This is a genomic window from Bacillus sp. B-jedd (assembly GCF_000821085.1).
In the GTDB taxonomy this organism is placed as follows: Bacteria; Bacillota; Bacilli; order Bacillales; family Cytobacillaceae; genus Bacillus_D.
In genome coordinates this window covers 979,754-1,001,957 of the sequence record NZ_CCXR01000001.1, presented here as the reverse complement: position 1 = coordinate 1,001,957, position 22,204 = coordinate 979,754, and the positions used below count along the sequence as shown (strand labels likewise).

At 40.1% G+C, this 22,204-nt stretch carries 24 protein-coding genes and 1 riboswitch; of the genes, 7 read left to right on the top strand and 17 right to left on the bottom strand.

Annotation, left to right across the window (positions count from 1 at the left end; translation table 11 throughout):
* Positions 1 to 2: 2 nt before the first annotated feature.
* From BN1002_RS05125 to BN1002_RS05115, 3 genes are read right to left on the bottom strand one after another with little or no spacing between them, the layout of a single operon-like run.
* On the bottom strand, positions 3 to 1,292 hold the full coding sequence (locus BN1002_RS05125; protein WP_048823943.1) for a DUF4200 domain-containing protein: 1,290 nt from the start codon (positions 1,290 to 1,292) through the stop codon (positions 3 to 5).
* Position 1,293: 1 nt separating this feature from the next.
* Positions 1,294 to 2,388: an ABC transporter permease gene (locus BN1002_RS05120; protein WP_197072744.1), complete on the bottom strand. Its 1,095-nt coding sequence runs from the start codon at positions 2,386 to 2,388 to the stop codon at positions 1,294 to 1,296.
* A gap of 10 nt (positions 2,389 to 2,398) precedes the next feature.
* Complete coding sequence (locus BN1002_RS05115; protein ID WP_048823940.1) at positions 2,399 to 3,271, bottom strand: ABC transporter ATP-binding protein; 873 nt, start codon at positions 3,269 to 3,271, stop codon at positions 2,399 to 2,401.
* A 935-nt stretch (positions 3,272 to 4,206) separates the two neighbouring features.
* Here BN1002_RS05115 and BN1002_RS05110 point away from each other — a divergent pair.
* Positions 4,207 to 4,650 carry a hypothetical protein gene (locus BN1002_RS05110; protein WP_048823939.1) on the top strand — a complete coding sequence of 148 codons (444 nt, stop codon included), beginning with the start codon at positions 4,207 to 4,209 and terminating at the stop codon, positions 4,648 to 4,650.
* A gap of 105 nt (positions 4,651 to 4,755) precedes the next feature.
* Here BN1002_RS05110 and BN1002_RS05105 read toward each other — a convergent pair whose 3' ends face one another.
* On the bottom strand, positions 4,756 to 5,577 hold the full coding sequence (locus tag BN1002_RS05105; RefSeq protein ID WP_048823938.1) for a DUF4362 domain-containing protein: 822 nt from the start codon (positions 5,575 to 5,577) through the stop codon (positions 4,756 to 4,758).
* 559 nt (positions 5,578 to 6,136) lie between these two features.
* Between BN1002_RS05105 and BN1002_RS05100 the strand changes: the two genes are divergently transcribed.
* The 3 genes from BN1002_RS05100 to BN1002_RS05090 all read left to right on the top strand — a co-directional run bounded on the left by BN1002_RS05100 (position 6,137) and on the right by BN1002_RS05090 (position 7,955).
* A complete protein-coding gene (locus BN1002_RS05100) occupies positions 6,137 to 6,751 on the top strand; it encodes a hypothetical protein (RefSeq protein ID WP_048823937.1) in 615 nt (204 codons plus the stop codon).
* A 63-nt stretch (positions 6,752 to 6,814) separates the two neighbouring features.
* Positions 6,815 to 7,399, top strand: coding sequence for an AAA family ATPase (locus BN1002_RS05095; RefSeq protein ID WP_048823936.1), 585 nt, complete (start codon positions 6,815 to 6,817; stop codon positions 7,397 to 7,399).
* Between the two features lie 43 nt (positions 7,400 to 7,442).
* Positions 7,443 to 7,955, top strand: coding sequence for a nucleotidyltransferase family protein (locus BN1002_RS05090; protein ID WP_048827751.1), 513 nt, complete (start codon positions 7,443 to 7,445; stop codon positions 7,953 to 7,955).
* A gap of 6 nt (positions 7,956 to 7,961) precedes the next feature.
* Here BN1002_RS05090 and BN1002_RS05085 read toward each other — a convergent pair whose 3' ends face one another.
* Entirely contained in the window at positions 7,962 to 8,519 is a 558-nt protein-coding gene (locus tag BN1002_RS05085; RefSeq protein ID WP_048827750.1) for a YdcF family protein, read from the bottom strand.
* A gap of 125 nt (positions 8,520 to 8,644) precedes the next feature.
* Here BN1002_RS05085 and BN1002_RS05080 point away from each other — a divergent pair, with 125 nt between their 5' ends.
* Positions 8,645 to 9,130, top strand: coding sequence for a GNAT family N-acetyltransferase (locus BN1002_RS05080; RefSeq protein WP_048823935.1), 486 nt, complete (start codon positions 8,645 to 8,647; stop codon positions 9,128 to 9,130).
* Between the two features lie 146 nt (positions 9,131 to 9,276).
* Here BN1002_RS05080 and BN1002_RS05075 read toward each other — a convergent pair whose 3' ends face one another.
* A complete protein-coding gene (locus BN1002_RS05075) occupies positions 9,277 to 9,927 on the bottom strand; it encodes an HAD family hydrolase (RefSeq protein WP_048823934.1) in 651 nt (216 codons plus the stop codon).
* Positions 9,928 to 10,242: 315 nt separating this feature from the next.
* Complete coding sequence (locus BN1002_RS05070; RefSeq protein WP_048823933.1) at positions 10,243 to 10,815, bottom strand: GNAT family N-acetyltransferase; 573 nt, start codon at positions 10,813 to 10,815, stop codon at positions 10,243 to 10,245.
* Between the two features lie 332 nt (positions 10,816 to 11,147).
* On the opposite strand from BN1002_RS05070, the gene BN1002_RS05065 reads away from it, so the two are divergent.
* Positions 11,148 to 11,708, top strand: coding sequence for a class I SAM-dependent methyltransferase (locus BN1002_RS05065; RefSeq protein ID WP_048823932.1), 561 nt, complete (start codon positions 11,148 to 11,150; stop codon positions 11,706 to 11,708).
* Positions 11,709 to 11,854: 146 nt separating this feature from the next.
* Here BN1002_RS05065 and BN1002_RS05060 read toward each other — a convergent pair whose 3' ends face one another.
* The 8 genes from BN1002_RS05060 to BN1002_RS05025 all read right to left on the bottom strand — a co-directional run bounded on the left by BN1002_RS05060 (position 11,855) and on the right by BN1002_RS05025 (position 18,509).
* Positions 11,855 to 13,144, bottom strand: coding sequence for an Nramp family divalent metal transporter (locus BN1002_RS05060; protein ID WP_048823930.1), 1,290 nt, complete (start codon positions 13,142 to 13,144; stop codon positions 11,855 to 11,857).
* Positions 13,145 to 13,456: 312 nt separating this feature from the next.
* Positions 13,457 to 13,909, bottom strand: coding sequence for a GNAT family N-acetyltransferase (locus BN1002_RS05055; RefSeq protein WP_048823929.1), 453 nt, complete (start codon positions 13,907 to 13,909; stop codon positions 13,457 to 13,459).
* A gap of 71 nt (positions 13,910 to 13,980) precedes the next feature.
* The gene (locus BN1002_RS05050; RefSeq protein WP_048823928.1) at positions 13,981 to 14,757 is read right to left on the bottom strand and encodes a TatD family hydrolase; all 777 of its coding nucleotides are present in this window, start codon (positions 14,755 to 14,757) and stop codon (positions 13,981 to 13,983) included.
* The gene (locus BN1002_RS05045) at positions 14,744 to 15,502 is read right to left on the bottom strand and encodes an ABC transporter ATP-binding protein (protein WP_048827749.1); all 759 of its coding nucleotides are present in this window, start codon (positions 15,500 to 15,502) and stop codon (positions 14,744 to 14,746) included. Before BN1002_RS05045 ends, BN1002_RS05050 begins: the two co-directional genes overlap by 14 nt.
* Positions 15,502 to 16,263 (bottom strand): ABC transporter permease, encoded by a 762-nt coding sequence (locus BN1002_RS05040; RefSeq protein ID WP_048823927.1) that lies wholly within the window; start codon positions 16,261 to 16,263, stop codon positions 15,502 to 15,504. Before BN1002_RS05040 ends, BN1002_RS05045 begins: the two co-directional genes overlap by 1 nt.
* A complete protein-coding gene (locus BN1002_RS05035) occupies positions 16,263 to 16,553 on the bottom strand; it encodes a thiamine-binding protein (RefSeq protein ID WP_048823926.1) in 291 nt (96 codons plus the stop codon). Before BN1002_RS05035 ends, BN1002_RS05040 begins: the two co-directional genes overlap by 1 nt.
* Positions 16,554 to 16,565: 12 nt before the next feature.
* Complete coding sequence (locus BN1002_RS05030) at positions 16,566 to 17,564, bottom strand: ABC transporter substrate-binding protein (protein ID WP_048823925.1); 999 nt, start codon at positions 17,562 to 17,564, stop codon at positions 16,566 to 16,568.
* Positions 17,565 to 17,690: 126 nt separating this feature from the next.
* Positions 17,691 to 17,798, bottom strand: a riboswitch (TPP riboswitch).
* Positions 17,799 to 17,855: 57 nt separating this feature from the next.
* Positions 17,856 to 18,509 carry a DsbA family oxidoreductase gene (locus BN1002_RS05025; protein ID WP_269429816.1) on the bottom strand — a complete coding sequence of 218 codons (654 nt, stop codon included), beginning with the start codon at positions 18,507 to 18,509 and terminating at the stop codon, positions 17,856 to 17,858.
* 600 nt (positions 18,510 to 19,109) lie between these two features.
* On the opposite strand from BN1002_RS05025, the gene BN1002_RS23595 reads away from it, so the two are divergent.
* Complete coding sequence (locus BN1002_RS23595) at positions 19,110 to 19,268, top strand: hypothetical protein (protein ID WP_156129698.1); 159 nt, start codon at positions 19,110 to 19,112, stop codon at positions 19,266 to 19,268.
* A gap of 117 nt (positions 19,269 to 19,385) precedes the next feature.
* Here the strand turns inward: BN1002_RS23595 and BN1002_RS05020 are convergent, their stop codons facing one another.
* Positions 19,386 to 20,696 carry a YheC/YheD family protein gene (locus BN1002_RS05020; RefSeq protein ID WP_048823923.1) on the bottom strand — a complete coding sequence of 437 codons (1,311 nt, stop codon included), beginning with the start codon at positions 20,694 to 20,696 and terminating at the stop codon, positions 19,386 to 19,388.
* A gap of 30 nt (positions 20,697 to 20,726) precedes the next feature.
* Positions 20,727 to 22,106, bottom strand: coding sequence for a YheC/YheD family endospore coat-associated protein (locus tag BN1002_RS05015; RefSeq protein WP_148362735.1), 1,380 nt, complete (start codon positions 22,104 to 22,106; stop codon positions 20,727 to 20,729).
* Positions 22,107 to 22,204 lie beyond the last annotated feature (98 nt).

Below are 22,204 nucleotides of genomic sequence, written 5' to 3'. Positions count from 1 at the left end.
CACTATGCTCGAACTCGATTAAATAGTTTGAATAAGATGAAGATCAAAATGTTGCTAATAGTAAGTAGTGAGAGCAATCCGTTTACCAGGTTAATTCCTTGGTCGAAGTTTAAGGTTGCTAGTTCTTTTGTCAATACTTTATGGACGTCTATATATGTAAATGGATTAAATGGAATAGCGATTTTCATTCCAATAAATGTGACAATTAGTAAAAGAATAATTGTTACATTTTGATTTTTTAATACCAATGAAAGTAGGAAGTATAAAGTATATAAAAAAGTTACTAAGGCAATAGATAAAAGTATAGATTGTCCTATATAACTTCCTAAACCTATAAAATGAAATTGATCGTTAGTTGGATTTAAAACAGCAAATTCTTGTCCAAATGAATTAGCAACACCTCCGTCATAAACTAAAACTGGATAATTTGCATCGCCTAAACCATGTGTAACAAGACCACACATGAAAGGAATGCTTAACATGATTAAGACAAAGCAAACGGTATAAAATAATCCACTAAAATATTTTGCTATAAATAGTTTTTTTAACGAGATAGGTTGTACATAGTAAAAATTTATACTCCTATTCTTGTATCCACGTTCAGAAGAAATATTATTTCCAAAAATAAAACAGCCTAAAAGAATTATTGTGGGAATATATAAATATTGAATAATTTCATATAAGAAGTACAATCCTGAAACCCCATATCTTCTTGTATCTGCTTCCCATTTTTTAATGCTGCTGCCTGTAAACTCATCATAAATAGTTGAAAGATATGGTGTGTAGATAGTATTTTGGATAAAGGGTTCAACATTTCTTTTTTTTATTTCTTCCATTTCTGCAAGAGTTGCACGTAATGTAAACCAGGAAATAGGTTGTTCTTCAATGGAAATCGGAGAGTTAAGAGAGTGCTGTAGCAAGGATGGTTGTATAGTATTTATATATTCTTGATAAATATCTTTCCAATTATCATTAGCAAAATTCATTTTCATTTTTTGGTATATTTCCAACTTTTCCTGAAAATGTTGAATTTCCATTTCCCTGGCTTCTATAGTTGCATTTTCCCCTGTTTTTTCAATTTTCTCTTTTTCTCTTTCGGCATCATTTTTAAACTTTTTAAATGAAACGATGTTATTTTCTAGGCGAGCAGTTTTTCCTTGACGAATATCTTGGACAACTGAATTGTTGAAAAAATATAATCCGATTACAGACAATACAGTTAATAAACAAGCTGTCCATGTTCCTGTTTTCTTTAATGTTTTTTTACATTCGAAAAGAAAGATCTGTTTCATGCTATAACCCTCGCTTATTGATTCCTAATGTCATAAATAGTAGTAGAAGACTATATCCAATTGTTAAAATAATTCCATTCTGGGAAACTTCCATGTGCACAATAGAAGAGTTGATATTTTCCAGAGTAAAAGGATTTAGAATACTTGTCGGACTATTTTTGGTTACAATCAATCCACCGATAAAAATTAATATTGTAACAATAGAAGTAAGTATAGTACTTCTTAATAGAAATCCAAGAAAAGTCAGAACAGAAATTGAAAATGCAATAAAGCATAAACTGTATAAAAAGGCTTGCTTCAGATATAAGCTAATACTTATAATCTTTGCTGTATCTGTAAGAAGAGGATAATTAAATGAATTTCCTTTAACTGTTTCGGCTACAAAGTTTGGAAGGATATACGATGCTGCTAAAACTAGGGCCAACCATACGAAACCGGAAATAAATAAACTGAGAAACTTTATCATCACATAGCGTCCTCGGGAGATGGGCAACCCATATACTAGATGGATTGTCCGATCTTCAAAGTCCTTTGTAATTTGGTTTCCCAATACAAGTAGGAGAAGCGTAAATCCTGCAATATTCAAAAGCATTGTTACAATTTTTTTCATAAAGATGGGAGGCTGAATAGATAAGTCGAGATCTTCTTTTGGTAAATTTCGCTCAAGAAGTTTCTGATTTATTTTAATCCCTAGCTGCATATCCTTTTTGTTTAGCGGAAAAGTACCTTTTAGTTCTTGATAGTCCATCGCTAATTGGTATACTTTAATTTCAAATATTAATTCTTCTTTCCACTTTTTCTCATCAATAGCTTGGAGGAGTTGTTTTAGTTGACTATAGAGTAAATCGCCTGTTTTTATTCTAGCTTCTATATCGGGGTTTGCCTCATTTTCTAATGCAAGTCTGTCTCCTTCATTTTGAGTGAATACAGCAGATGAAAATTTAGAAAAATATTCAATCTTTTTTGCTTGAATTCTATCTTGTTGAATAATATTCCGTGTAAATAAGCCACAAATAAATAATATGGAAGTAAGAAGGAAAATTAGGAAAACTCTTGAACGAACAATTTTTTTAAACTCAAATTGTAAGAGTTTCATTCCCAATACCTCACACTTCAAATAATTTTTCATATCTCTTTTCCGACCCGGCAATTTCTTTCTGTATGTCTAATATGTCAACTTTATTATCATTTAGTAAGGTAAAAACTGGCTGAATACTCTGATTGTTTAATTCGAGTTTAATATGTCTATCATTTCTTTCTAATTTATATCGTTCATCTATTAGAACTTTCCAGGCTAATTCTGGATCAGAAGTAGTAATATGATAAAAAGTCTTTTCGTGTATTGACATATCTTCCCAAATGATACTTCCGTTTTTCATAAATAATATTTGCTTTGTTATACGGTCAATTTCTGCTAAGTTATGTGAAGAAAGAATTATAGTTGTCCCTTTTCCTGCTAATTCCAATAAAATCTTTCTTATTAGAATTGCACTAGTTGGATCTAAACCATTTAATGGTTCATCTAGCAATAAAAGTCTAGGGTTGTTTATAATGGACATGGCGAGTAAGAGATGTTGTTTCATTCCTAAAGAATAATTCCGAACAGTTTTCTTTAAATAATTTTCCATCCCAACATAGGTCGTTACTTCCTGAATACGTTTTTTTTCTATTTTATGTACATCACATATATATTTTAAATGATCATAACCATTAAGATAATCAAAAAGTATAGAATTATCTTGCAGATAGGAAACTTCTTTAAAAATAGAATAATCTTTGTTGCATTTGTTGAGTATTTTAATGCTTCCTGATGAGGCTGAAATAATATTTGTTATAGTATTTAAAAAAGTAGTTTTCCCTGTTCCGTTAGGTCCCACTAACGCATAAATACCAGGATTGTTAATTGTTAAATTAATCTTATCTAATACAATGTGTTTTTTATAGTATTTAGTAAGGTTCTTAATTTCTATAATGGACATCCGGGACCACCTACTTTTATGAAAGGTATAATTTAGTGTTAACTTTGATATTAAATATATTATAACAAATTTGAATTTATTAACTATTGTGAAAGTTGCCGCAAAATCTTAGTGGTTAATTACTAATTGATTTTCATTTTTTCATATTTCTCCCTGAAACCATGATTAGATACCTACCATGGTGCTGTGACCTGAATACAAATTAGGGTAACACCTATTTTGGTTTAGCCTAATCTTTTCTTAGGTCTTCCTTTAAAGAATTTATTGGTCTTTGCACTCGAAGACTTGTTCACCCCTTATTCTCATGCTCTTTCCCCGTTCCACCTTATCTCCAACATTGAAATATTAGGAGGAAAGATACTCTATGGGACTTTAATTTTAATCCAACAGTTTTTTGTTTTTCGTCCTAAAATTTAGCAAGAAACCAATAATAGCACAGGATTTTCCTGTAATAATCTCGGTTTCCCCCAGATCATGAAACAAAACAAAAGCGCCTAATCCCTTTTATACCAAGGGTTTTAGGCGCTTTCTGTTCTTTGCAGTTTCATGTTAATTTATATTATACGAATAATAATTCTCTCAATCTTCTTATCAATTGAATAGCATCCCCCTATAGATCAATCGATTAGGAATTGCACAAGCAATTATGGAAAATCCTAATATCTTATTACTAGACTATTCTAATCTATAATACTGTCCCCTTTGGAGCCGGTAGCATTTTAAATTAAACCCTAGAAGCATGATAAAGTATAAGAGCAATCACTCCACAGAAGCCCTCTTGTGTTTAAGTACAATATTTCAAGCTAGGTTAAATTAAATATATCCTATCTAATCTATTTAATGAGGAAAAATATTCAAAAATTGTTAAAATGATGGAGGTTTTTCCTGTATCGGTCTAGAACTTAAGAGTACAACAATAAAAAGGAGGATTTGATATGAAAAAAACAATAAACATATTCTTGTCTTTTGTTTTAGCTTTATTTTTAACACCTAATGTTACCCAAGCTGAAATCAGTCCCATGACCGCTGGGTGGCAAACAATTTTAAGTGGCTATTATACTGCCACCGAAATAGGAGTTAGATCACATATAGTAGAATCTGGCGGTGGCGATATTAGGCTTTGTATAAACGGAGTTAATGCAAATAATCTTGTAACAGTAATAATTATGTCGGATAATGGTGATGGCGATGCTGTTGATTCTTTTGTTATAAGTCATAACATTGGTGGTGGTACAACAGGGATAACCACCAAATATTGTTTTCCAGCGGATGATGCTCGTCCTTTTGTTGATGGTACAAATAATAAAGCTGAATTCTATTTAAAACTATACAGTAAAGGTCAACCTACTGATACAGTTTATGTTGAATTACAAGACTAATATTAAAATGACGAATTATGTTTTCAGCTTTAGAAATAATATTTTTTTATTTGATAACAACAGATATAAAAATTTAGTAAAATAAAATAGAAGAACAAGAAATTTTTAAAACTCAATTGTCTTACTCTTTAAACAATTTGTTAAGTAAGACTTGATGGAATCAGGTACAAGTTGCTTGCAGTAGTCTTCATATACATCTGATTTTCCTTTTCTTAATTGCCCTAACTTATCCCTGGAACTATCGGAACGATAGTAAATTAGTTTCCCATTAAATTGATACTCAGTTATCACAGCGTGACCAAAGGAAGTAAATTGGGTAAATCGTATAAAATCCGGTTTCTTATTTTTTACATTTTCCATAAATCGCTCTATTTTGTCACGTTGCTTTTTAGTGATGCTGGTTGGAGTTATATCTCCATTTTTCAAAGCCATAGCTTTAGAATAATCCCTAGGAATTTTATTAGTAAGCTTTTTTCCAAACGAATGTATTTCGGGTATTAGGGCATCATCATACTCACTTTCAATCAAATCATCCCCATTATGATCATAAACGTAAATGAAATAACGGTCTTTCGGGATTTTAATACTTTTGTTATTCGTAATAATTTGAATTGCTTTTTCTTTTATTTCAATAGCTTTCATTGAAGCGGATTTATCGTCCCCTTTGAGAACAGTATAAACCTCGATAGACACCCTAGTTTCCAAATGATTCGCTACTGCATCGACAACCTCATTATAATCCCTTAATCCCCTTTTTAGAATTTCCATCATTACTATGTTTTCCGTTTGAATATCATTTACTTTGGACGTCGCTTTAGTCAAGTCAGTTGCAGATGCATTTGTGGCTGTGTTCTCAGTATTAACCGAAAATAATAATAAGCCAAGCACTATTAATAAAACTACAAATAACATAAAGTATTTATTCACCTATTTCACCCCTTTTTAGAATATGTACATTTCTGAGGTGATATTCAAAAATTGTTTTCAACCCAATAATGTTCCTCTTGATAAACTTTTGAAACTTTTTTACTAATAAAGGATAAATACATATAACCAAATGAATAGGGGGCTGTAGGCTTCTGCAAGAAGTTCCTCCCATACAAAATTTGAGGACCCTTTGCATTCTTCGTAAAATTCAGTTTTGCATGAATCAACCGCTGTTTCTTTCCGTATTTGGATCATCTTCAGCGTACAGCAAGCACCCTTCTTGATTAGATGTCCCGCCCACCCTTTAGATTCCTAATGGCAATTTCTTCAGCATTATTAAATCTCAGGTAGCCAACGGGAATTTCTTTTTACCCTTATGATTCATATCGGTTCTTAGTTCAATTCCCAGGTTAAATTCTTTTTGTATTTAGTAATCATGATAGTGAATCATATTAAGTAAGAATGCATTAATTTTTATGAAAATTGACCTATTTCGTGTTAATCTTGGTTATGTATAAGGGATGCAGCAGGTGCTTTCAAAGATTGGAGAGTTGGAAAAGTGAAAAAGAGTAAAGTTTTTTTAGTTTCTTCATTATTAGCAGTTTCATTGGCCGGAACGTCAGCATGCAGTCATTCATCAAGTGATAAACCGGCAGCAAAAAACGAGTCAAAACCTGATATTACCTTACAAAGTACAAATGATGATTCTTCAACCGATACTGATAACGAGCAAGCCTCCAATAGTTCGGAACAAACAACAACCACAGATCATGCAGACTCCAACAAAGGTACACTATCCAAGTATTCAGCTGATGATATTGAATATGCCCGGGTTTGGCTGCAGCTTGGCGCAAACCAAGATATTAACGGATTGTATGTACGACATATATCAGCCGGCACTCCATTGAATCCTGGAGATGAGACCAGTGTGAGTTATCCAGAAAAGGTTATCCAGCTATCTGGCTCTCGATTAGTGGACGGCTCAGTAACCTATAGCGGCAACGGAGACGGCACGATAAATATATATAATGTTCCTTTGCGATGGGATGGCCAATACCCAGCCGGTGAGCAATTCTACAAAGATATGATTCAAAACACGAAGCTCGTGTCCATTGATCCAGGTGAGAATGAGAAAATCGTTAACGTGATTAAATTGCTTAAGGAAGCAGAATAGTAGAGGCATCGGCTAGTTGGGGTTTTATTAATATAATTACAGTCTCTAAAAAGGAGTGTTTGCATGAAAAGGCTTGTTATCATGACAGTTGGAAAAACCCACAGCGGTAAAACCACTTTTGCCTATGCTCTGGAACAACGGATGAAAGACTCCCTAGTTATTGACCAGGATAACCATGCAGCCTTCATCAACACTCACTACAAAAATCTGCAGCCCCAAAGAGGTCCGAACATTCTAAAACATTCAATCTCTAAGCTGATTGTTGATTATGCAAAAGAGAACACCAGATTCCACCTTATTATCAGTAACTCGAATAGAAACATAAAAGGCCGATCCCAACTTCTTGAAGAACTTTTTCCTAAGGATCAATTTATCCGCATTCTTGTTCATTTTGATATTCATGACGCTGTACTAGAAGCGCGGGTCGCGGAAACAACTCGTAATCCTAATATTTTCCGAGGACCTTCTACTAGTTTTAAAGATATTTTGGCCCGACAGCAGGAAGAATCATTTGACCAAGGCTTTACCGACCCGGATGAAGAAGAAGCTGACCATTTATTCGTGGTAAAAGATAACGAGGATGTAGAGAAAGTAATTCAAGGGATTATACGTATTGCAAACGAAATCGGAGGGCCACTCAGTGATTAATACTGAAAAGGACATAATCGAAATCATTCGGGCGGACAAGGTGATGATGGAAATACTAAGAGCTGCAAAAACGCTTGATTTACCGGATTGGTGGATTTGCGCCGGCTTTGTCCGTTCAAAAATCTGGGATACTATACATGGTTTTTACGTTAGAACTTCCATACCTGATGTGGATGTCATTTATTTTGATCAAGACGACTTAAAAGAAGCAACTGAAAAAATTCATGAAGAAAAACTGAAATCCTTACTGCCCGGAGTCCCTTGGTCTGTAAAAAATGAAGCGAGGATGCATTTTGCCAATCACATCCCTCCCTACGCATCATCCGTTGATGCGATATCCAAATTCCCTGAAACAGCGACCGCACTAGGAGTGAAATTAGACCGTCAGGATCAAGTTATTTTGACAGCGCCTTGCGGAATCGAGGATGTTATTCGTTTAAGATTGAAGCCAACCGCTTTTTTTGCAGAAACCGCAGAACGGAAAGCCATTTATAAAGAACGGATTTTGCAAAAGAACTGGAAGTCTATCTGGCCGGAAATTACTGTTTATAACTAAACTAAATTATCTAAACGGCAAGCTGAAAATATAACCGATATAGTAAAATAGCTCCCTTAAAAAGAAGGGGGCTTTACTTTTCCATGTCTTATAAACGGAAGTTTGTGTGGGAGATGAATAAGCTTCCATTCTGTTGTTTTTTGCCATTACCATTGCTCTTTTCATATGCAAAGGATCGCTTACAATCGTAAAAGTCTTTATATTTTGCTCACTCGCAATTTCAAAGGCGTATTTTAAGTTCTCTTCTGTGATTTTTGACTTTATTTCAATTAGGATATCTTCTGGATTTACATGGAGTTTAATCGCATATTCCCTTGCAATCTCCGACTCCGCAGCCTTACCGCCTTCACCCTTGCCTCCCGTAAAAATTATTTTTTCTACATATCCATTTTCATAAAGCCAGATAGCATGATTTATTCTCTCGCGAAGAACAGGAGATGGGCCACCCTTCCAGGCCGCCGCCCCTAGAACCACCGCTGCATCTGTTTTAACTAATTGATTTTTGCCGCTAAATGACAAGATGCTATAAGCTGAATAAAATACGAAAGTGAGGAAAAGAACCATTACTGCAATGGTTGATTTCACCAGTATTTTTTTGGCCAATTTTATTCAATCCTTTACACTATCGACTAATTGACTATAATTATTTAAATGTACGATAAGCTGATTTCTGATGTTGGAGGAAAAAAATGCACAAATTAACTTTTGAAAAATTTGAAGAGAAGGATTTTCCGGATTACTTTAAATTAGTTTCGGATGAACAAGTTATGGTATATATCACAGGGCGCGCGCTCCCTTTGGACGAGGCTCAAGCAAAATATCAAAAAATCCTGGAGCGGAATCAAAAACAAGAACTATTTGGCTCATATAAAGTTTCCCTCTACCCAACTAATGACTTTTTTGGGTTCGGGCATTTAATAGAGAATGAGAATGATCCTGACGAAGCGGAAATTGGTTATATGATGTTATCTGAATACTGGGGAAAGGGATATGGATATACCATCGCAAGCCATTTAATTGATTTGGCAAAGGCTGCAAAAATAATTAAATTAAAAGCAATTATTGACCCAAACAATATTCCTTCGAGAAAAATTCTACTTAAACATGGATTCACTTCAGAGAAAATTTGTGAAATCAATGGACTTCCTGGAGAGATTTTAAGAAGGGGAATATAATCAAGCTGCTTTTATTTAAAGTGAAGGTGCGTTTATTATGGACAAATAAACGCACCATTTTCTTTTGCAAAATGAACTTCAGTACTCATTAAAAAAACTATATTAAAGTCACCTAGTCTGTAATTAGATCCAATTATCAATACCCCTTAAAATGGATTTCTTTGTAAAAAGGCGTTCAATTCTTCAATACTTTTGAAAAAAGCATCAGGCTGAACGCTAAATTCTTCAGTTTGGAAATTTGGCAGCCACTGTACTCCGATTGTGTAAACACCAGCTTTTTTCCCAGCAAGGATATCTGCATCACTGTCCCCAAGAAATATTGCTTCATTCATACCTACATTAATATAATCCATCGCGTTAAAAATTCCTTCGGGATGAGGCTTGGGGGAATCGACATCATCACCAGTAATCATAACATCAAAATAATTTGTTAATTCCAGGCATTCCAGCGAAATATCGAGGCTCCTCCTGGCTTTACCGGTCACGATCCCTAGCTTATATCCATCGTTTTTCAACTGTTTAATTAAAGCGGTCATTTCATCATTGCCTTCAACAAGATCTTTGTGCCGCTCCTGATAGATTTCGTAATATCGCTCAATGGCTTTCTCAGCATTTTTGTTCTTGAGATTTTCTCGGATGATTCCCGTCTCTGAAGGACCAAACATTGACTTGATTTCTTCTGTCGTTACATCCCTGTTATCAAAATCCTTAAATACTCCTTCAAAGCTCGAAAAACAAACAGGCAATGTATCTGCAAGTGTCCCGTCAAAATCGAAAAGGATTGCTTTTATGTCCATTGTTTCCTCCTTTATCCGTCAGTTTCCAGGCATTATAAACATCAAAATTCTTGAGATAGAATGATAGCATAGTAATCGCTGATAAACACTTATTCCGAGTATTTTTTTTCAATTTCCTTCATTTCTAAATAGATACACATTATAACTATAATAAATATTAATGTCGGGAAAAATATTAGTCCATGGTTATACTTTGAGGAGCTTTCAGCATAAAGCCCATAAAGATAAATCACCATCCACGAAGCGCTACAAAGCGCAATTACAATTGCAATTAATCTTTCTCCTCCTTCATTTTTGGTCTTAAAATAATTTAATCTATAAATTCAAATACCAAACAAGCTGAACTTCATTTTTGACTGCGGCTTCCGTGTAATAGGCATACTCGTCGACTTTGCCTAAAACCGCTCCTTGCTTCTTGTAAAACTTACATGCTTGGACATTATTATTCTGGCATTCTATTTTCATTTGTTGATATCCTTTGGACCTGGACCATTCAACGGACATGTTTAGCAGCGTAGTTCCGACTCCTTGTTGCTTATAGCAGTCATCCACCCTTAAATCCCAAAGCAAACAAAGGTCTTCCCTCCCATCCACTAGGCGGATATCTTTTGGTTTCGCCACGATCGTAGCAGCCGCTATTGGTTTCTCACCATCAAAGGCCATGAAGAAACCCCAATTGGTGATGTCAAATTCAGCAGCATATTCAGTCGCTTTTGCATAACTGCCTAAATCCTTTATGTATTCTTTCACAGGAGTTTCCTCTAGCAAAATCCCGCCCAATCCGTTTTCAATTTTCTTTAAGGCGAGAATACTTTTTACATGCACTAGCATCGGAATGGTGTCATATTGTTCAAAATACGACTTATCAATTTCTTTGTAATTGATCATTTTTTCCCCTTATTAGTGGTTATTATGTTGTTTCGTTTCCAGTCAGCTTAAAAGTCCTCTATAGTTAAGTGAATGGCGCTTAAAACAATAATAATAAATTACAGCATCAGGACTGTAGCGAGTTCGTCCGTAAACAGCCGAGAATGGCAATTCCTAACACCATAAGTTTGAACAGCATATTATTCAATTTAAGTATTCACTCCTTTTAAAACTTCCAGTTATACTTGTATATTAACACAATTTTCCAACACTCAAATTACTTACGTTCTTTAAGCAGATTTGTCCATGTAATTAAATTATACTTTTACTATCAACTTTTTGGGGATGGTTATATGAGTCAAAGAGCGGACACTATCAGAATTGTAGTTGGTGCAGGGGAATATATGAATAACCCGGGGTGGCTGCATACCGACGAAAGTGATTTGAATTTACTGGATGAAAGCACTTGGAAAAACAGATTTGATAAGGGGTCTGTCTCGGCTATTTTAGCGGAGCATGTATGGGAGCATCTTACGTTTGACGAAGGGTTAGAGGCAGCCAGGATCTGTTACGACTACTTAAAACCCTCAGGTTATATTCGTTGCGCAGTCCCAGACGGTTATTTTCCTAATCAGTACTACCAAAAGCTTATACAGGTTGGCGGTCCTGGCCCTAAGGACCATCCTGCGGCAACACATAAAGTAGTCTATAATTATCAAACATTAACAAAGATATTTATATCTGCCGGGTTTGAGGTTAAGCTGCTTGAGTACTTCGATGAAGACGGGAATTTTCATGAAAATAGTTGGAATGGTGCAGAAGGAGTTGTTTTTCGCTCCAAAAAATTCGATCCCAGGAACAAGGGAGATAAACTAGTTTTTCCTTCATTGATTATTGACGCTGTAAAACCTTAATCAATACTTGTTTTTATGAATATTGACCTCCTCGAAAAGAGCGCTGACCCGTTAGGATCAGCGCTTCATTTTTTAGTCCTGCTGCTTATTCAATTTTTGTGGGAATTAATCCTCTAAGGGACAATACGCCTTTTGCCAGAACCCTCTTATCCGAAGAAGGTGTCGACGAGCAGGAACACGTTCAAGGCAATAATGACTGCGGCGATTAGCCAGGCGATGACCGTCGTGATTTTCCGGTTGACGAGGCCGCCCATGATCTTTTTATTGCTCGTAAAGATAATCAGCGGAATGAGCGCGAAGGCAATCCCGAATGACAGTACAACTTGGCTGAGGACGAGTGCCTTTGTTGCGTTAATGCCTAGCAAAATAATTGCGAGCGGCGGCACCATTGTGATAAAACGTCTCAGATACAGAGGAATTCTGCGGCGGATATAGCCTTGCATGATAATGTCACCTGACATCGTCCCAACGGAGGAACTGGACAGCCCGGCCATCAACAACCCTACTCCGAAACAAATCGCGGCTGACGATCCAAGGAGCTGGTCGAAGTTTTGATAAGCGACATCGAGATCCTCGACATTCAGGCCAGATTTATGAAAGAGAGCCGCTGCGACGATGAGCATGCTCGCATTGATTCCCCCCGCAATCACCATGGCAATGATGACATCAATCGTTTCATATTTAAATATTCTCTTTTTCTCAGCAGCATTGTTCCCGACAATCCTTCTTTGCGTAAGTGCGGAATGCAGGTAAATCGCATGAGGCATGACGGTCGCGCCGAGCATTCCGGCTGATAATAGGACGCTGTTGGTACCCTCGAACCTTGGAATGAGTAAACCAGAAAGCAAAGGCCCGGCTTCCGGTTTTGCAAAAAACACCTGGATCCCGAAAGCGATCACGACAACGAATATCATCCCCGTGATGATGGCTTCCAGCGGCCGTATTCCCCTTCGTTGCAGCTCGAGGATTGCAAAGGACCCAAGAGCTGCGAGCAGGGCGGCGACAATCATTGGGATATCGAAAAGTAAGTATAGTCCTAATGCGGCCCCGATGAATTCCGCCAGGTCGGTTGCCATGACAACGAGCTCAGCTTGAATCCATAAGAATATGGATGTTTTTTTCGAGTAGCGGTCCCGGCACATTTCAGGAAGATTCTTACCTGTTGCAATCCCGAGCTTTGCGGACATCATCTGGATGAGGACGGCCATAAGATTTGAAGCGAGGATGACCCAAAGGAGGGTATATCCATATGCTGATCCGGCAGCAATGTTGGTCGCATAGTTGCCAGGATCAATATATGCGACGGCAGCAATAAAAGCTGGGCCCATGAAAGGCAGCAATCCCTTTAATCCCCTTGCCTCCCCTGAAAGGGTAAGGCTTGCGCTGGATTGCAGCCTAAAATTGTGTTTATTGTGTCCTTCTTGGTGTATAGCCATAAAAGAAGCCTCCAATATTTTATTTACCATCAGACATAATGTTGAGTTAAGGAAACTTTTTGATAGGTTTTATTCTATGCTTTTTGTAGGAAAATTGTCAATAATTATTTCTTACCCCACTTGACGCAAAAAAGCCGCCTTAAAGGCAGCTTTTTGTTAGGTGGACTTGTTAACTTGTTTATTAAAATGTGACAGTCGGCGTGCTGCCAGGGGTTGGCTACTTTTTAATAAAAACATCTCGGGAAAGGCAACAACACAGTACATTGCCTTTTATCAAAAATATCACTGGTAAAGGCACCAAGTTGAAATAGACTAAACAAACTTTATCATTAAATACCGCGGGTCGCCGTTCTCGTCTTCATAGGTGCGGAGAATATCGTAGCCGTTGCGTTTGTAAAAGGCGACGGCGCTCTCATTTATGCCGCTTGATTGCAGGATACAATACCCCTTCTCCTCCACGCCCTGTTCAAAGTGGTCAAGTAGCAGCTTGCCGTATCCCTTCCCACGCAGTTTCCCTGAGACAAACATCTGGGAAAGGTAGCCAGCCGACTCCTTGAACTGGGCGAGGTAAAAGCCGGCGACTTCCTCCCCATCGAGCAGCACAAAGGACTTCCACTCAGGATTGGCCAGTGCCTCGTCGTACCACGACAGGATCATGTCGTAAAACTCCTTGTCAAAGACCATGTTCCTGAAATTCATCCGATAAAGCTCCTTCTGGGCCTGGAGTATTTTCGGGATGTGGGTGATGTGCAGTGGGACAATCACAGCGACCGCTCCGTTCTTTTTAAGGTTTCCTTCATTTTAACGGATGGAGCGACCAGCGAGAAATGACTTGCTCAAATTCCATAAAACCTCTTCGAATTTTGCAAAAGATTATTGTAAACCTCTTCCACCCTCATCTTTTTTATAGCCGCGATTTCCGAGACAACATGATGGACCATCTTCGGATGAGTTTTTTTGCCAAGGAAAATTCCCTCAAAAGGCCACGGGCCGTCGGTTTCCGCCATCATCAGTCCGAGTGGGTATTGTTTCACAACCGCCCTCGTCTCTTCCTCATAGAGGATATCCGGCGTGAAAGAGACGTGATAACCATTGGCTATCATTCGCCCAATCGTCATTTCATCCCCCTTGAACCAGTGAAAATGAGCCTTCCCGGCATTGTGCTTTTCAAGTAGCCCGCACACAACTGGCGCATCATCATAGACGGCATGCAGGACAATTGGTTTATCGAGCTTTTTTGCCAAAACAATGAACTGCTCGAGCAGTTCCACATACCTTTCATACGGGAAAGCAGCGCCAGCTTTCTCAGCCCGTGAGTAATACGGAAGGCCAACCTCGCCGACCGCAACCATGCTAGCTTGGTTGCCCTCAATCCATTTAACTAATTCAACGAGTTCTTCATCCGACGGCAATGGCTGTTCGGGATGGAAACCGAATGCCGGGTAAATCCTCGGATTGCCCAATGCCAGCTTCAGGTTTTCCTGGCACGATACAAGGTCCATTGAAACAGAAATCAGCCCTTCAATATTGTTCTCATTCAGGCAGTTGAGGAGGGCATCCTTTTCAGCCTTGTTATACTTATCGAGATGAATATAGGCATCAATGACCCTCATGTACTCCTCCCTCCCTTAAGGTTGCATATATTTCTCTTTTCATTTGCAAAAATTGATTCTCGAGAAGCAATCCATCCGCCCGCGGCCGCGGGAAAGGTATTTCAAACTCCTTGATGACCTTCCCCGGCCTTGGCGATAAAAGATAGATCCGGTCTGATAAAAAAAGTGCTTCTTCGATATTGTGAGTGATGAACAGGACCGATTTCCGCTTTTCTTCCCACACCGACAGGAGCCATTTTTGCATATCGAACCTTGTGAACTCATCAAGCGCGGAGAATGGCTCATCGAGGAGGAGCACTTGCTGCGGACAGAGCATCGCTCTGATGAAGGTGGCCCGCTGCTTCATCCCTCCTGATAGCTGGTGGGGAAAAGCGCTTTCGTAGTCCCCCAGTCCCACCTTGGCAAGCCACTTTTTCCCTTCGCCCACATCTGGTTTCCCGGTAAGCTCCTGGGCAAGGATAACATTATGCAAAACTGTTCTCCACGGGAGAAGCGTAGGCTGCTGGGGCATGTAGGCGATGTTCCCGGTTTCCCCGTTCACCCTGCGCCCCTCCAGATAAATATCGCCCCGGTCAGGCTGTAGCAGACCCCCAATGGTATTGAAAATCGTGCTTTTCCCACTGCCTGAAGGGCCAATGAGCGAAACGAATTCTCCTTGTTTCACGTTGAGCGAAATGCCGTCAAGTACATGACCGGTTTCGGGAAACGAGTGGCCGATGTTTTCAAGCCTGATTTGTACTTCCATCATTTCTCCCCTCCCGGCGTCCATTTAACGACCTTCTTTTCGAGCATCGTTATGACTCCGTAAAACAGCATGCTTAAGATGACAATCATAAAAATCGCGATAAATACCCTGTCGGTCCGGAAAGCGGACGAGGAAAGAGTCATAAAGACGCCAATCCCTTTTTGTGCGCCGAGCCACTCGGAAATGACCGCCCCCATCACACTGTAGGTCGCTGAAATTTTCAATCCTGAAAACAGCGGCGGAAGGGCATTCGGGAATTCAACTTTTGCAAAAGTCTGGAGCGGGGTGGCTCCGGACATCTTCATAAAATGAAGCAGCTCCCTTGGCGCGTTACGGAAGCCGTCCAGCAAAGCAATCGTAATCGGAAAGAAGCAAACGAGCGTAATGATGATCAATTTTGGCAAAGAGCCGAATCCGAACCATATGACCAATAAGGGCGCTGTCACGATAATCGGGACATTTTGCGAGATGATCAGGAATGGGTAGAAAGCCGTCCTGAGCGGCGGTACGAGGTGGAGGACTATCGCCAGCAAAAGGCCGATTGCCGCACCTATGGACAGTCCGGCTAGCGCAAGCATGACGGTTGACCCGGCATCCGGCAGGAACAGCGGATAGCTGGCCGCAGCCTCTTTCAAAATCGCCGAAGGAGCAGGCAGCAGCCAGGCCGGTATGTCGAAAATTGAGACTAGCGCCTCCCAAGCGGCAAAGAAAAGGACGAGCACCGCGAACGGGCTCCATCCTTTCATTGAAATTCTACTCATTAGCGGTATTTCTCCGTCAGCCTGTCCATTGTTATACCATCCGGCTGGTACAGAATCTTCACCTGTGATATGACATTCGGTGAACCAAGCTCGATCATCTTTTCGTTCATTTTCGCAATAATATCAAGCAGCTGCCCGAGTTCACCTTCCATCGTCGTTTCAAGCGGGTGAACCTCGTACTTCACACCAGATTGATTGATGATTGCGATGGCGGCGTCAACCAGCTTAATCGTTTCTTCCAATGATGAAGTCTTTGGGATGATTTGAATACTTATTAGAGAGTTGGCCATGTCTGTTCCTCCTTATTCCGGCAAAAATTCATTCGTAAAAGCTTTCTCGGCGTCCAGTTCCTTTTCCAAAAGACCGTGTTCGTACATCCACTCGCTGTAGTTTTTCCATACCTCAAGCTTTTGCTCGCCCCACCGTGGCGCATCGTCCTGGTACTTTGGCGAAAGCCATTCCTGGCTCTTTTTGACAAGCTTAGGGTCAAGGTCCGGTACGGCCTTTAAGAGGATGTCCGCACTTTCAGAAGGATTCTTAATCGCAAATTGATAGCCTTCAGATACGGCGGCGACAAATTCCTTTACAGTCTCCGGGTCCTTCTCAATCATCTTTTCATTTGTCGCAATAACCGGCGTATAGTAGTCAAGTTTCTGGGTATAATCCGTGAGATAAACCATATTAAGCGGCTCATTCCTCAGCTCGGCCTCTATGCCTGTCCAGGCATAAAAAATCCACGCAAAGTCGATATCGCGCTTAACTGCCGTGAAAAAGTCGGTGTCGCCCATATTGACGATTTTCACCTTTTCAACATCGGCGTTTTCCTGCTTCATCAACGACTCTAGGACCGCTTTTTCTATTGGTGAGCCCCAGCCTCCGTATGTATGGCCGGCAAAATCCTTTGGCGAAGTGATGTTTTTCGCTTTGGGTGAAGCAAACCCGGAAGTGTTGTGCTGAATGACCGCCGCCAGTGATACGAGCGGAACTCCCTGGATCCTTGCCTGGGTAATCGACTCCTGGTAGCTCACGCCAAACTCCGCTTTCCCTGAAGCGACAAGCTGGTCGGCTCCCGCCTCGCCGGGAAGGATTATGTCAACGTCCAGCCCGTGCTTTTTGAAATAGCCTTTTTCTTTTGCCACATAAAGGCCGGTGTGGTTCGTGTTCGGCGCCCAATCGAGGACGAGCTTAACTTTCTTTAAAGACTTTGATTTTGATGCACCGCTTTCCTTTTGCCCGGAAGTGCAGCCCGCGAGGCCAATGGCCAAAATAACGGCAGATAATAAAACAAACAGCTTTTTCATGATTTTCCCCTCTCATCCTTGTTGTGTTTTTGACAATGAAGGCTGAAAAGATGGTTGGGTGAAGGAAAATAAAAAGCGCCCGGAGGTATCCCGAGCGCATAAAAAAATCCATAATAGGCGAATAAACGTCTACTAGAAGATGTTCCCTACGCTGGTACGAACCAGATCAGGTAAAAGGGTCAGCATCTATGGATACTTTCTCAGCCGGCCACACCGGCTCCCCTACATTTCCAAGTCTTCAATTGTCACATTTACTATATAGAAAATTGATCGGCGCGTCCAGAAAAGAAGCTACTTTTTCGGGATTTCGCATCCATCTTCATCACACAGTTCCCCTCCGGCGGGATTGATGAAGGTAATTTCGTCCTCGGCAAGCACTTTCTCCAACGCCTGGACAAAAGCATCAGTAGGTTGGGCGCCGGATAAGGCGTATTTTTTATTGATCAGGAAAAAAGGTACGCCAGTAATTCGGTATTGCTGTGCCATCTGCTCATCGGCGCGGACTTCGTCGGCCATTGCACCGCTAGCAAGCATGCTGGCAGTCTCTTCCCGATCAAGCCCTACTTCAACAGCCAGTTCGGTCAGGGTGGCATGGTCGCCAATATGCTTTGATTCCGTAAAATAAGCATGGAGAATTCTTTCAGTCATTTCTTTCATTAATCCCTTTGTTTTCGCTAACATCGTCAAGCGATGCGCGTCAAAGGTATTTGTCAGAATCAATGTGTCAAAGTTGTATTCAAGCCCGACATCTTTGGCCATTTTCTCGATATTGTCGCAGTTGGCTCGTGCCTGGGCGAGGCTCATTCCGTATTTTTTTGCCAAAACTTCATACATATTTTCTTTTATATCCCTGCCGGCTTTCGGATCAAGCTCGAAACTCCGGTACGTTACTTCTATTGGTTTGCCTATCTTCTGAATGGCGTCCTCCAGACGCCTTTTGCCAATATAGCAAAATGGTCAGGCAAAATCAGTCCACATTTCGATGTGCATAATGTATCCCTCCAATTGGTTATTTCTCTTTAGTATAGGGGCTTAGTTTGCATATTACACACGATTTGCTTGGGCGAGGAGCAGATTCCTAGGGTTAGGGGCAATGTTGCGTTGTACTGCTGGCGTTCTATGTCTTCGTTTAGAACGCGAAGGCCTTGCTTCCTGCTGCTGTTCACGTTCTAAGTCTTCATTTAGAACGCGAAGGACCTGGTGACTCGTGCTGTTCGCGTTCTAAGTCTCCATTTAGAACGTGAAGGACCTGGTGACTCGTGCTGTTCACGTTCTAAGTCTCCATTTAGAGCTTTGCCTTATCTTTTTTTCCCTGGTGATTGATGGTTAGGCTCGACAAAACTGTAGAAAATGGTCGGAAATAGTCGAATTGTACCTTGATTTTCTGGACAAAATCGTCAATAATACTGACAGGGAATTGGTTTTTACTCGAAGTGAAAGCGTTCACTCGATAAATTGGTTGTTATGGATACCCTTTTGCCAAAGACTATTGAACTGTATTAGTCCACGCCTATGCGATATGAAGAAATTGGGAAGGTAGAAAAAATGAAAATCGATAAAGATGAATTAATTATGAGAGCCAGTGCGGTTTTAGGCCGAGATGTCACTCACGAAACGATAATGAAGACGGTTGAATCCTTAGTTGAAATGCTGGAAAAAGAGAAAGCAGCCAACGATAAGCAGCTCATTGCAGCAAATCATTAAGATACCTTTTTTCTCAAAAACAGATTCTGGATAAACCATTTTCCCAGAAGAAAAGCCCTTTAAGGCCTTAGGTCCTTAGAGGGCTTTCTTATGATGATAGAAGGCAATCAACCTCTTCTATTCCATCGCCTTCGCCAACAAGGTTTTCACAATCGTGGCAACCAGCTTTTCATACGTCTCTATTTCCCCTGCCAGGACAGGAAGGTGCAAATCCTGAAGAGTGTTACTTTCAAAAAGATAAATATCCCCGTTTTCATCTATCCCCATATCAATCCCCAGGTCAATCAGGCGCGGACACAGGGCATTGAGTTCCTTGGCGAGCAGTAAACCAAGCGCTTCCATCTCCTTCAGTTTCCCTCTCGCTTCCGCAGAAGAAAAATGAAATTGCGCCTTCAGCATTTCTTCACCATTATGGACATTATCGTCAGTGGCCCGATGGGAGGTAATTCCTTCTCTTTTACCGGAAAGGCCGTGGATAGCCGCAATCATCCACTTGCCACTCTCATTTTTGACCGCGTTTACCCTGTAAGCGATCGGCCTGCCATCCACTTTTTTTACTGCAACCGCCTGCTGCAGCATAAAATTCTTTTGGTGTTTAGACAGAAGAATGGCGATTTCCTTCTCAGAGTAGGTATAAATTCTTTCCTCATAAGTTACGCGCACCTCATAAGTGCTTCCTTGTTTGGTGATTAAAAAGATGCCTCTTCCCCTACTTCTGCCGGATTGCTTTAAAAAGACAGAACCATATTTCTTGAGATAGGCATCCAATTCGCTTTTTTCAATTTTTCGCGATGTCTGTGGAAGGTGTTTGCCGAGAATAGGGTGGCTATTAAAGGTATGCCAGAAGGTGATTTTATTCATGCATGGAAAGTTTACAAATCGGGTTCCCATTGCCGACAGCAATTCAGGAGGAGCTTTTACTCTTCTAAAAATAACGGCAGGAAAAGGCAAATCCTTAACTTTCCAACTATCAGACGGGAAATCATAAACGATACCGGTAATCTTTTTATCTTTATAATTCACCTGGTCTCCGGAAAAAAAGTATAGCAGCCCGCCAGTTTCAGAGACTGCTTTAAAGTATGGCAGATATCTTTCCGGAAAGCTTTTGATTTTGTCGACCATCCCTTTACTATTCCTAATCCCATAAAGGACTCCAATGACCGGCCCAATCAAGAGGCCATTTCTTCTTAAACTGCATGTATACTCAGCAGGCATCTCAATGCCCAGCTTTTCTGCCGTTTCCCCATCAATCGATACTGTTTCCTGCTTGTAAGCATCTCCGAGGTTTGCGGTAACAAGAGTTTCCCGCATTCCATAACAAAGCTTCACTTTCATTCCATTGGTAATCCCGAGTTCCTTAGCCATCCCGCGATTTATTTTCAGTATCGGCACTAGCGAGACAATTTCCTTGAATTTCAATAATCTCATTATTCCCTCCCTCTCTTTTCGGTTCATTTATTACCTTTCGGCTTGCTTACTGTTAAGATGAAAACCGGCAAGAAAATAACTATATTCATATAAAAGATGAATCGAGAGCATGCCGGCGTCTTCCATTCCAGGTTCATGTAAAATGCTTCTACCGGGGAGCGAATTTATTTCAAAAAGCCATACCTTTCCATCCTGATCAACTCCAAGGTCAATTCCCAGTTCGCCAATCGGCCCGCCAATAGATTTATCAACCGCTTTCGCGAGGATAATGACGGCTTCCTCGATTTCCTTTTCAATGGCAGGAGCCCGGTCTTTAAACACCTGAATAAGCACCTCTGTCCCATTATGGATAGTTCCGCCCAGGCGAATATGGGTCGTTGTGCTTTTTTTGCCGGCGGCCTTGCATGCTTTTGCTACAACAACCCATTCATTCTTGTTGTTTTTATTAAGATTTACCCGAAAATCCGCGTTTCTTCCATCAACTTCAATCAGCTTTATCCCCTGCTGGACCATGTATTTTTTCCTATTCTGTTCAAAGTCGGCCCGTTTAAAACAACGCCTCAAGCTTTTATACTTATCAATCCTTCTTTCATTATTGACGATGTACCGCTCATCGTTTTTGGTAATTTTAAAGATGCCCCACCCGCCTGCCCTGTTTTTTGGTTTTAAAAAAACAGTACGATGGCGCTCGACCATTTTCCATACATCGGATTTTTTTGGCTTAAAAATCGTTTCGGGAAGGTATTTCACCGCTTCTTCATCATTCAACAGCACTTCATGTATAAACTCCTTGCTAAAATAATGAGGATTGAACATTTTAATGTCTTTGGCCAATTTTACATTCGCATAAAACCTTTGCCCTACCTCTGAATACTCCGCCCTCCTGCTTAACATCCTGTTATAAATTACATCCGGGAGCGGAACTTCATAATGACGCCAGTGATCCTTCCCTGTCTCATCAACAATTCTGAACGATCCCAAAACCACTTCCCTTTCCCAATCAACATCGCCCGGTGAAAATAGAAACGAATAATGGGCGGTAAACTTTTCCGAAGATAACATTTCCATGACAAATTCCGCATCATTTTTGGAATTATTTTGAATTGCGATTTCCCCACTTTTTATGCAGTTATTGCCTGAAAGGATGCCAATCAACGGCCCTAGCTTTATGGTGGAGGAATCAATCCGCGCCTGGACCTGTTTTGAAAAAGGAATCCCCAACTGTATGGCTGCTTTTTTCGGAAAACCAATCGCTTTTTCATGTTTAATTGTTTTATTTAAGGATGTCTTAAACGTTCGATTTCCAAATGAAAGAGTATAGATGATTCCTTTCTTTAGTTCCCATTGCTCCCAAAGGTCCTCCGAAACAAGAACAGTTTCAGAGATTTTATCGTTTAATTTTATTTTCACATTTAATAACTCCACAGCCTCAACTCCAACAAAATGGTTACATTAGTTTATTCTATATCTACTAAAGCGGAGTCGGCTTTTACCTACTAAAAGCATGA

Excerpts from the sequence above, each read along its gene's own strand:
- BN1002_RS05125 (WP_048823943.1), bottom strand. The coding sequence starts at position 1,292 with ATGAAACAGATCTTTCTTTTCGAATGTAAAAAAACATTAAAGAAAACA.
- BN1002_RS05120 (WP_197072744.1), bottom strand. The coding sequence starts at position 2,388 with ATGAAACTCTTACAATTTGAGTTTAAAAAAATTGTTCGTTCAAGAGTT.
- BN1002_RS05115 (WP_048823940.1), bottom strand. The coding sequence starts at position 3,271 with ATGTCCATTATAGAAATTAAGAACCTTACTAAATACTATAAAAAACAC.
- BN1002_RS05110 (WP_048823939.1), top strand. The coding sequence starts at position 4,207 with ATGAAAAAAACAATAAACATATTCTTGTCTTTTGTTTTAGCTTTATTT.
- BN1002_RS05095 (WP_048823936.1), top strand. The coding sequence starts at position 6,815 with ATGAAAAGGCTTGTTATCATGACAGTTGGAAAAACCCACAGCGGTAAA.
- BN1002_RS05090 (WP_048827751.1), top strand. The coding sequence starts at position 7,443 with ATGATGGAAATACTAAGAGCTGCAAAAACGCTTGATTTACCGGATTGG.
- BN1002_RS05085 (WP_048827750.1), bottom strand. The coding sequence starts at position 8,519 with ATGGTTCTTTTCCTCACTTTCGTATTTTATTCAGCTTATAGCATCTTG.
- BN1002_RS05080 (WP_048823935.1), top strand. The coding sequence starts at position 8,645 with ATGCACAAATTAACTTTTGAAAAATTTGAAGAGAAGGATTTTCCGGAT.
- BN1002_RS05075 (WP_048823934.1), bottom strand. The coding sequence starts at position 9,927 with ATGGACATAAAAGCAATCCTTTTCGATTTTGACGGGACACTTGCAGAT.
- BN1002_RS05070 (WP_048823933.1), bottom strand. The coding sequence starts at position 10,815 with ATGATCAATTACAAAGAAATTGATAAGTCGTATTTTGAACAATATGAC.
- BN1002_RS05065 (WP_048823932.1), top strand. The coding sequence starts at position 11,148 with ATGAGTCAAAGAGCGGACACTATCAGAATTGTAGTTGGTGCAGGGGAA.
- BN1002_RS05060 (WP_048823930.1), bottom strand. The coding sequence starts at position 13,144 with ATGGCTATACACCAAGAAGGACACAATAAACACAATTTTAGGCTGCAA.
- BN1002_RS05050 (WP_048823928.1), bottom strand. The coding sequence starts at position 14,757 with ATGAGGGTCATTGATGCCTATATTCATCTCGATAAGTATAACAAGGCT.
- BN1002_RS05045 (WP_048827749.1), bottom strand. The coding sequence starts at position 15,502 with ATGGAAGTACAAATCAGGCTTGAAAACATCGGCCACTCGTTTCCCGAA.
- BN1002_RS05040 (WP_048823927.1), bottom strand. The coding sequence starts at position 16,263 with ATGAGTAGAATTTCAATGAAAGGATGGAGCCCGTTCGCGGTGCTCGTC.
- BN1002_RS05035 (WP_048823926.1), bottom strand. The coding sequence starts at position 16,553 with ATGGCCAACTCTCTAATAAGTATTCAAATCATCCCAAAGACTTCATCA.
- BN1002_RS05030 (WP_048823925.1), bottom strand. The coding sequence starts at position 17,564 with ATGAAAAAGCTGTTTGTTTTATTATCTGCCGTTATTTTGGCCATTGGC.
- BN1002_RS23595 (WP_156129698.1), top strand. The coding sequence starts at position 19,110 with ATGAAAATCGATAAAGATGAATTAATTATGAGAGCCAGTGCGGTTTTA.
- BN1002_RS05020 (WP_048823923.1), bottom strand. The coding sequence starts at position 20,696 with ATGAGATTATTGAAATTCAAGGAAATTGTCTCGCTAGTGCCGATACTG.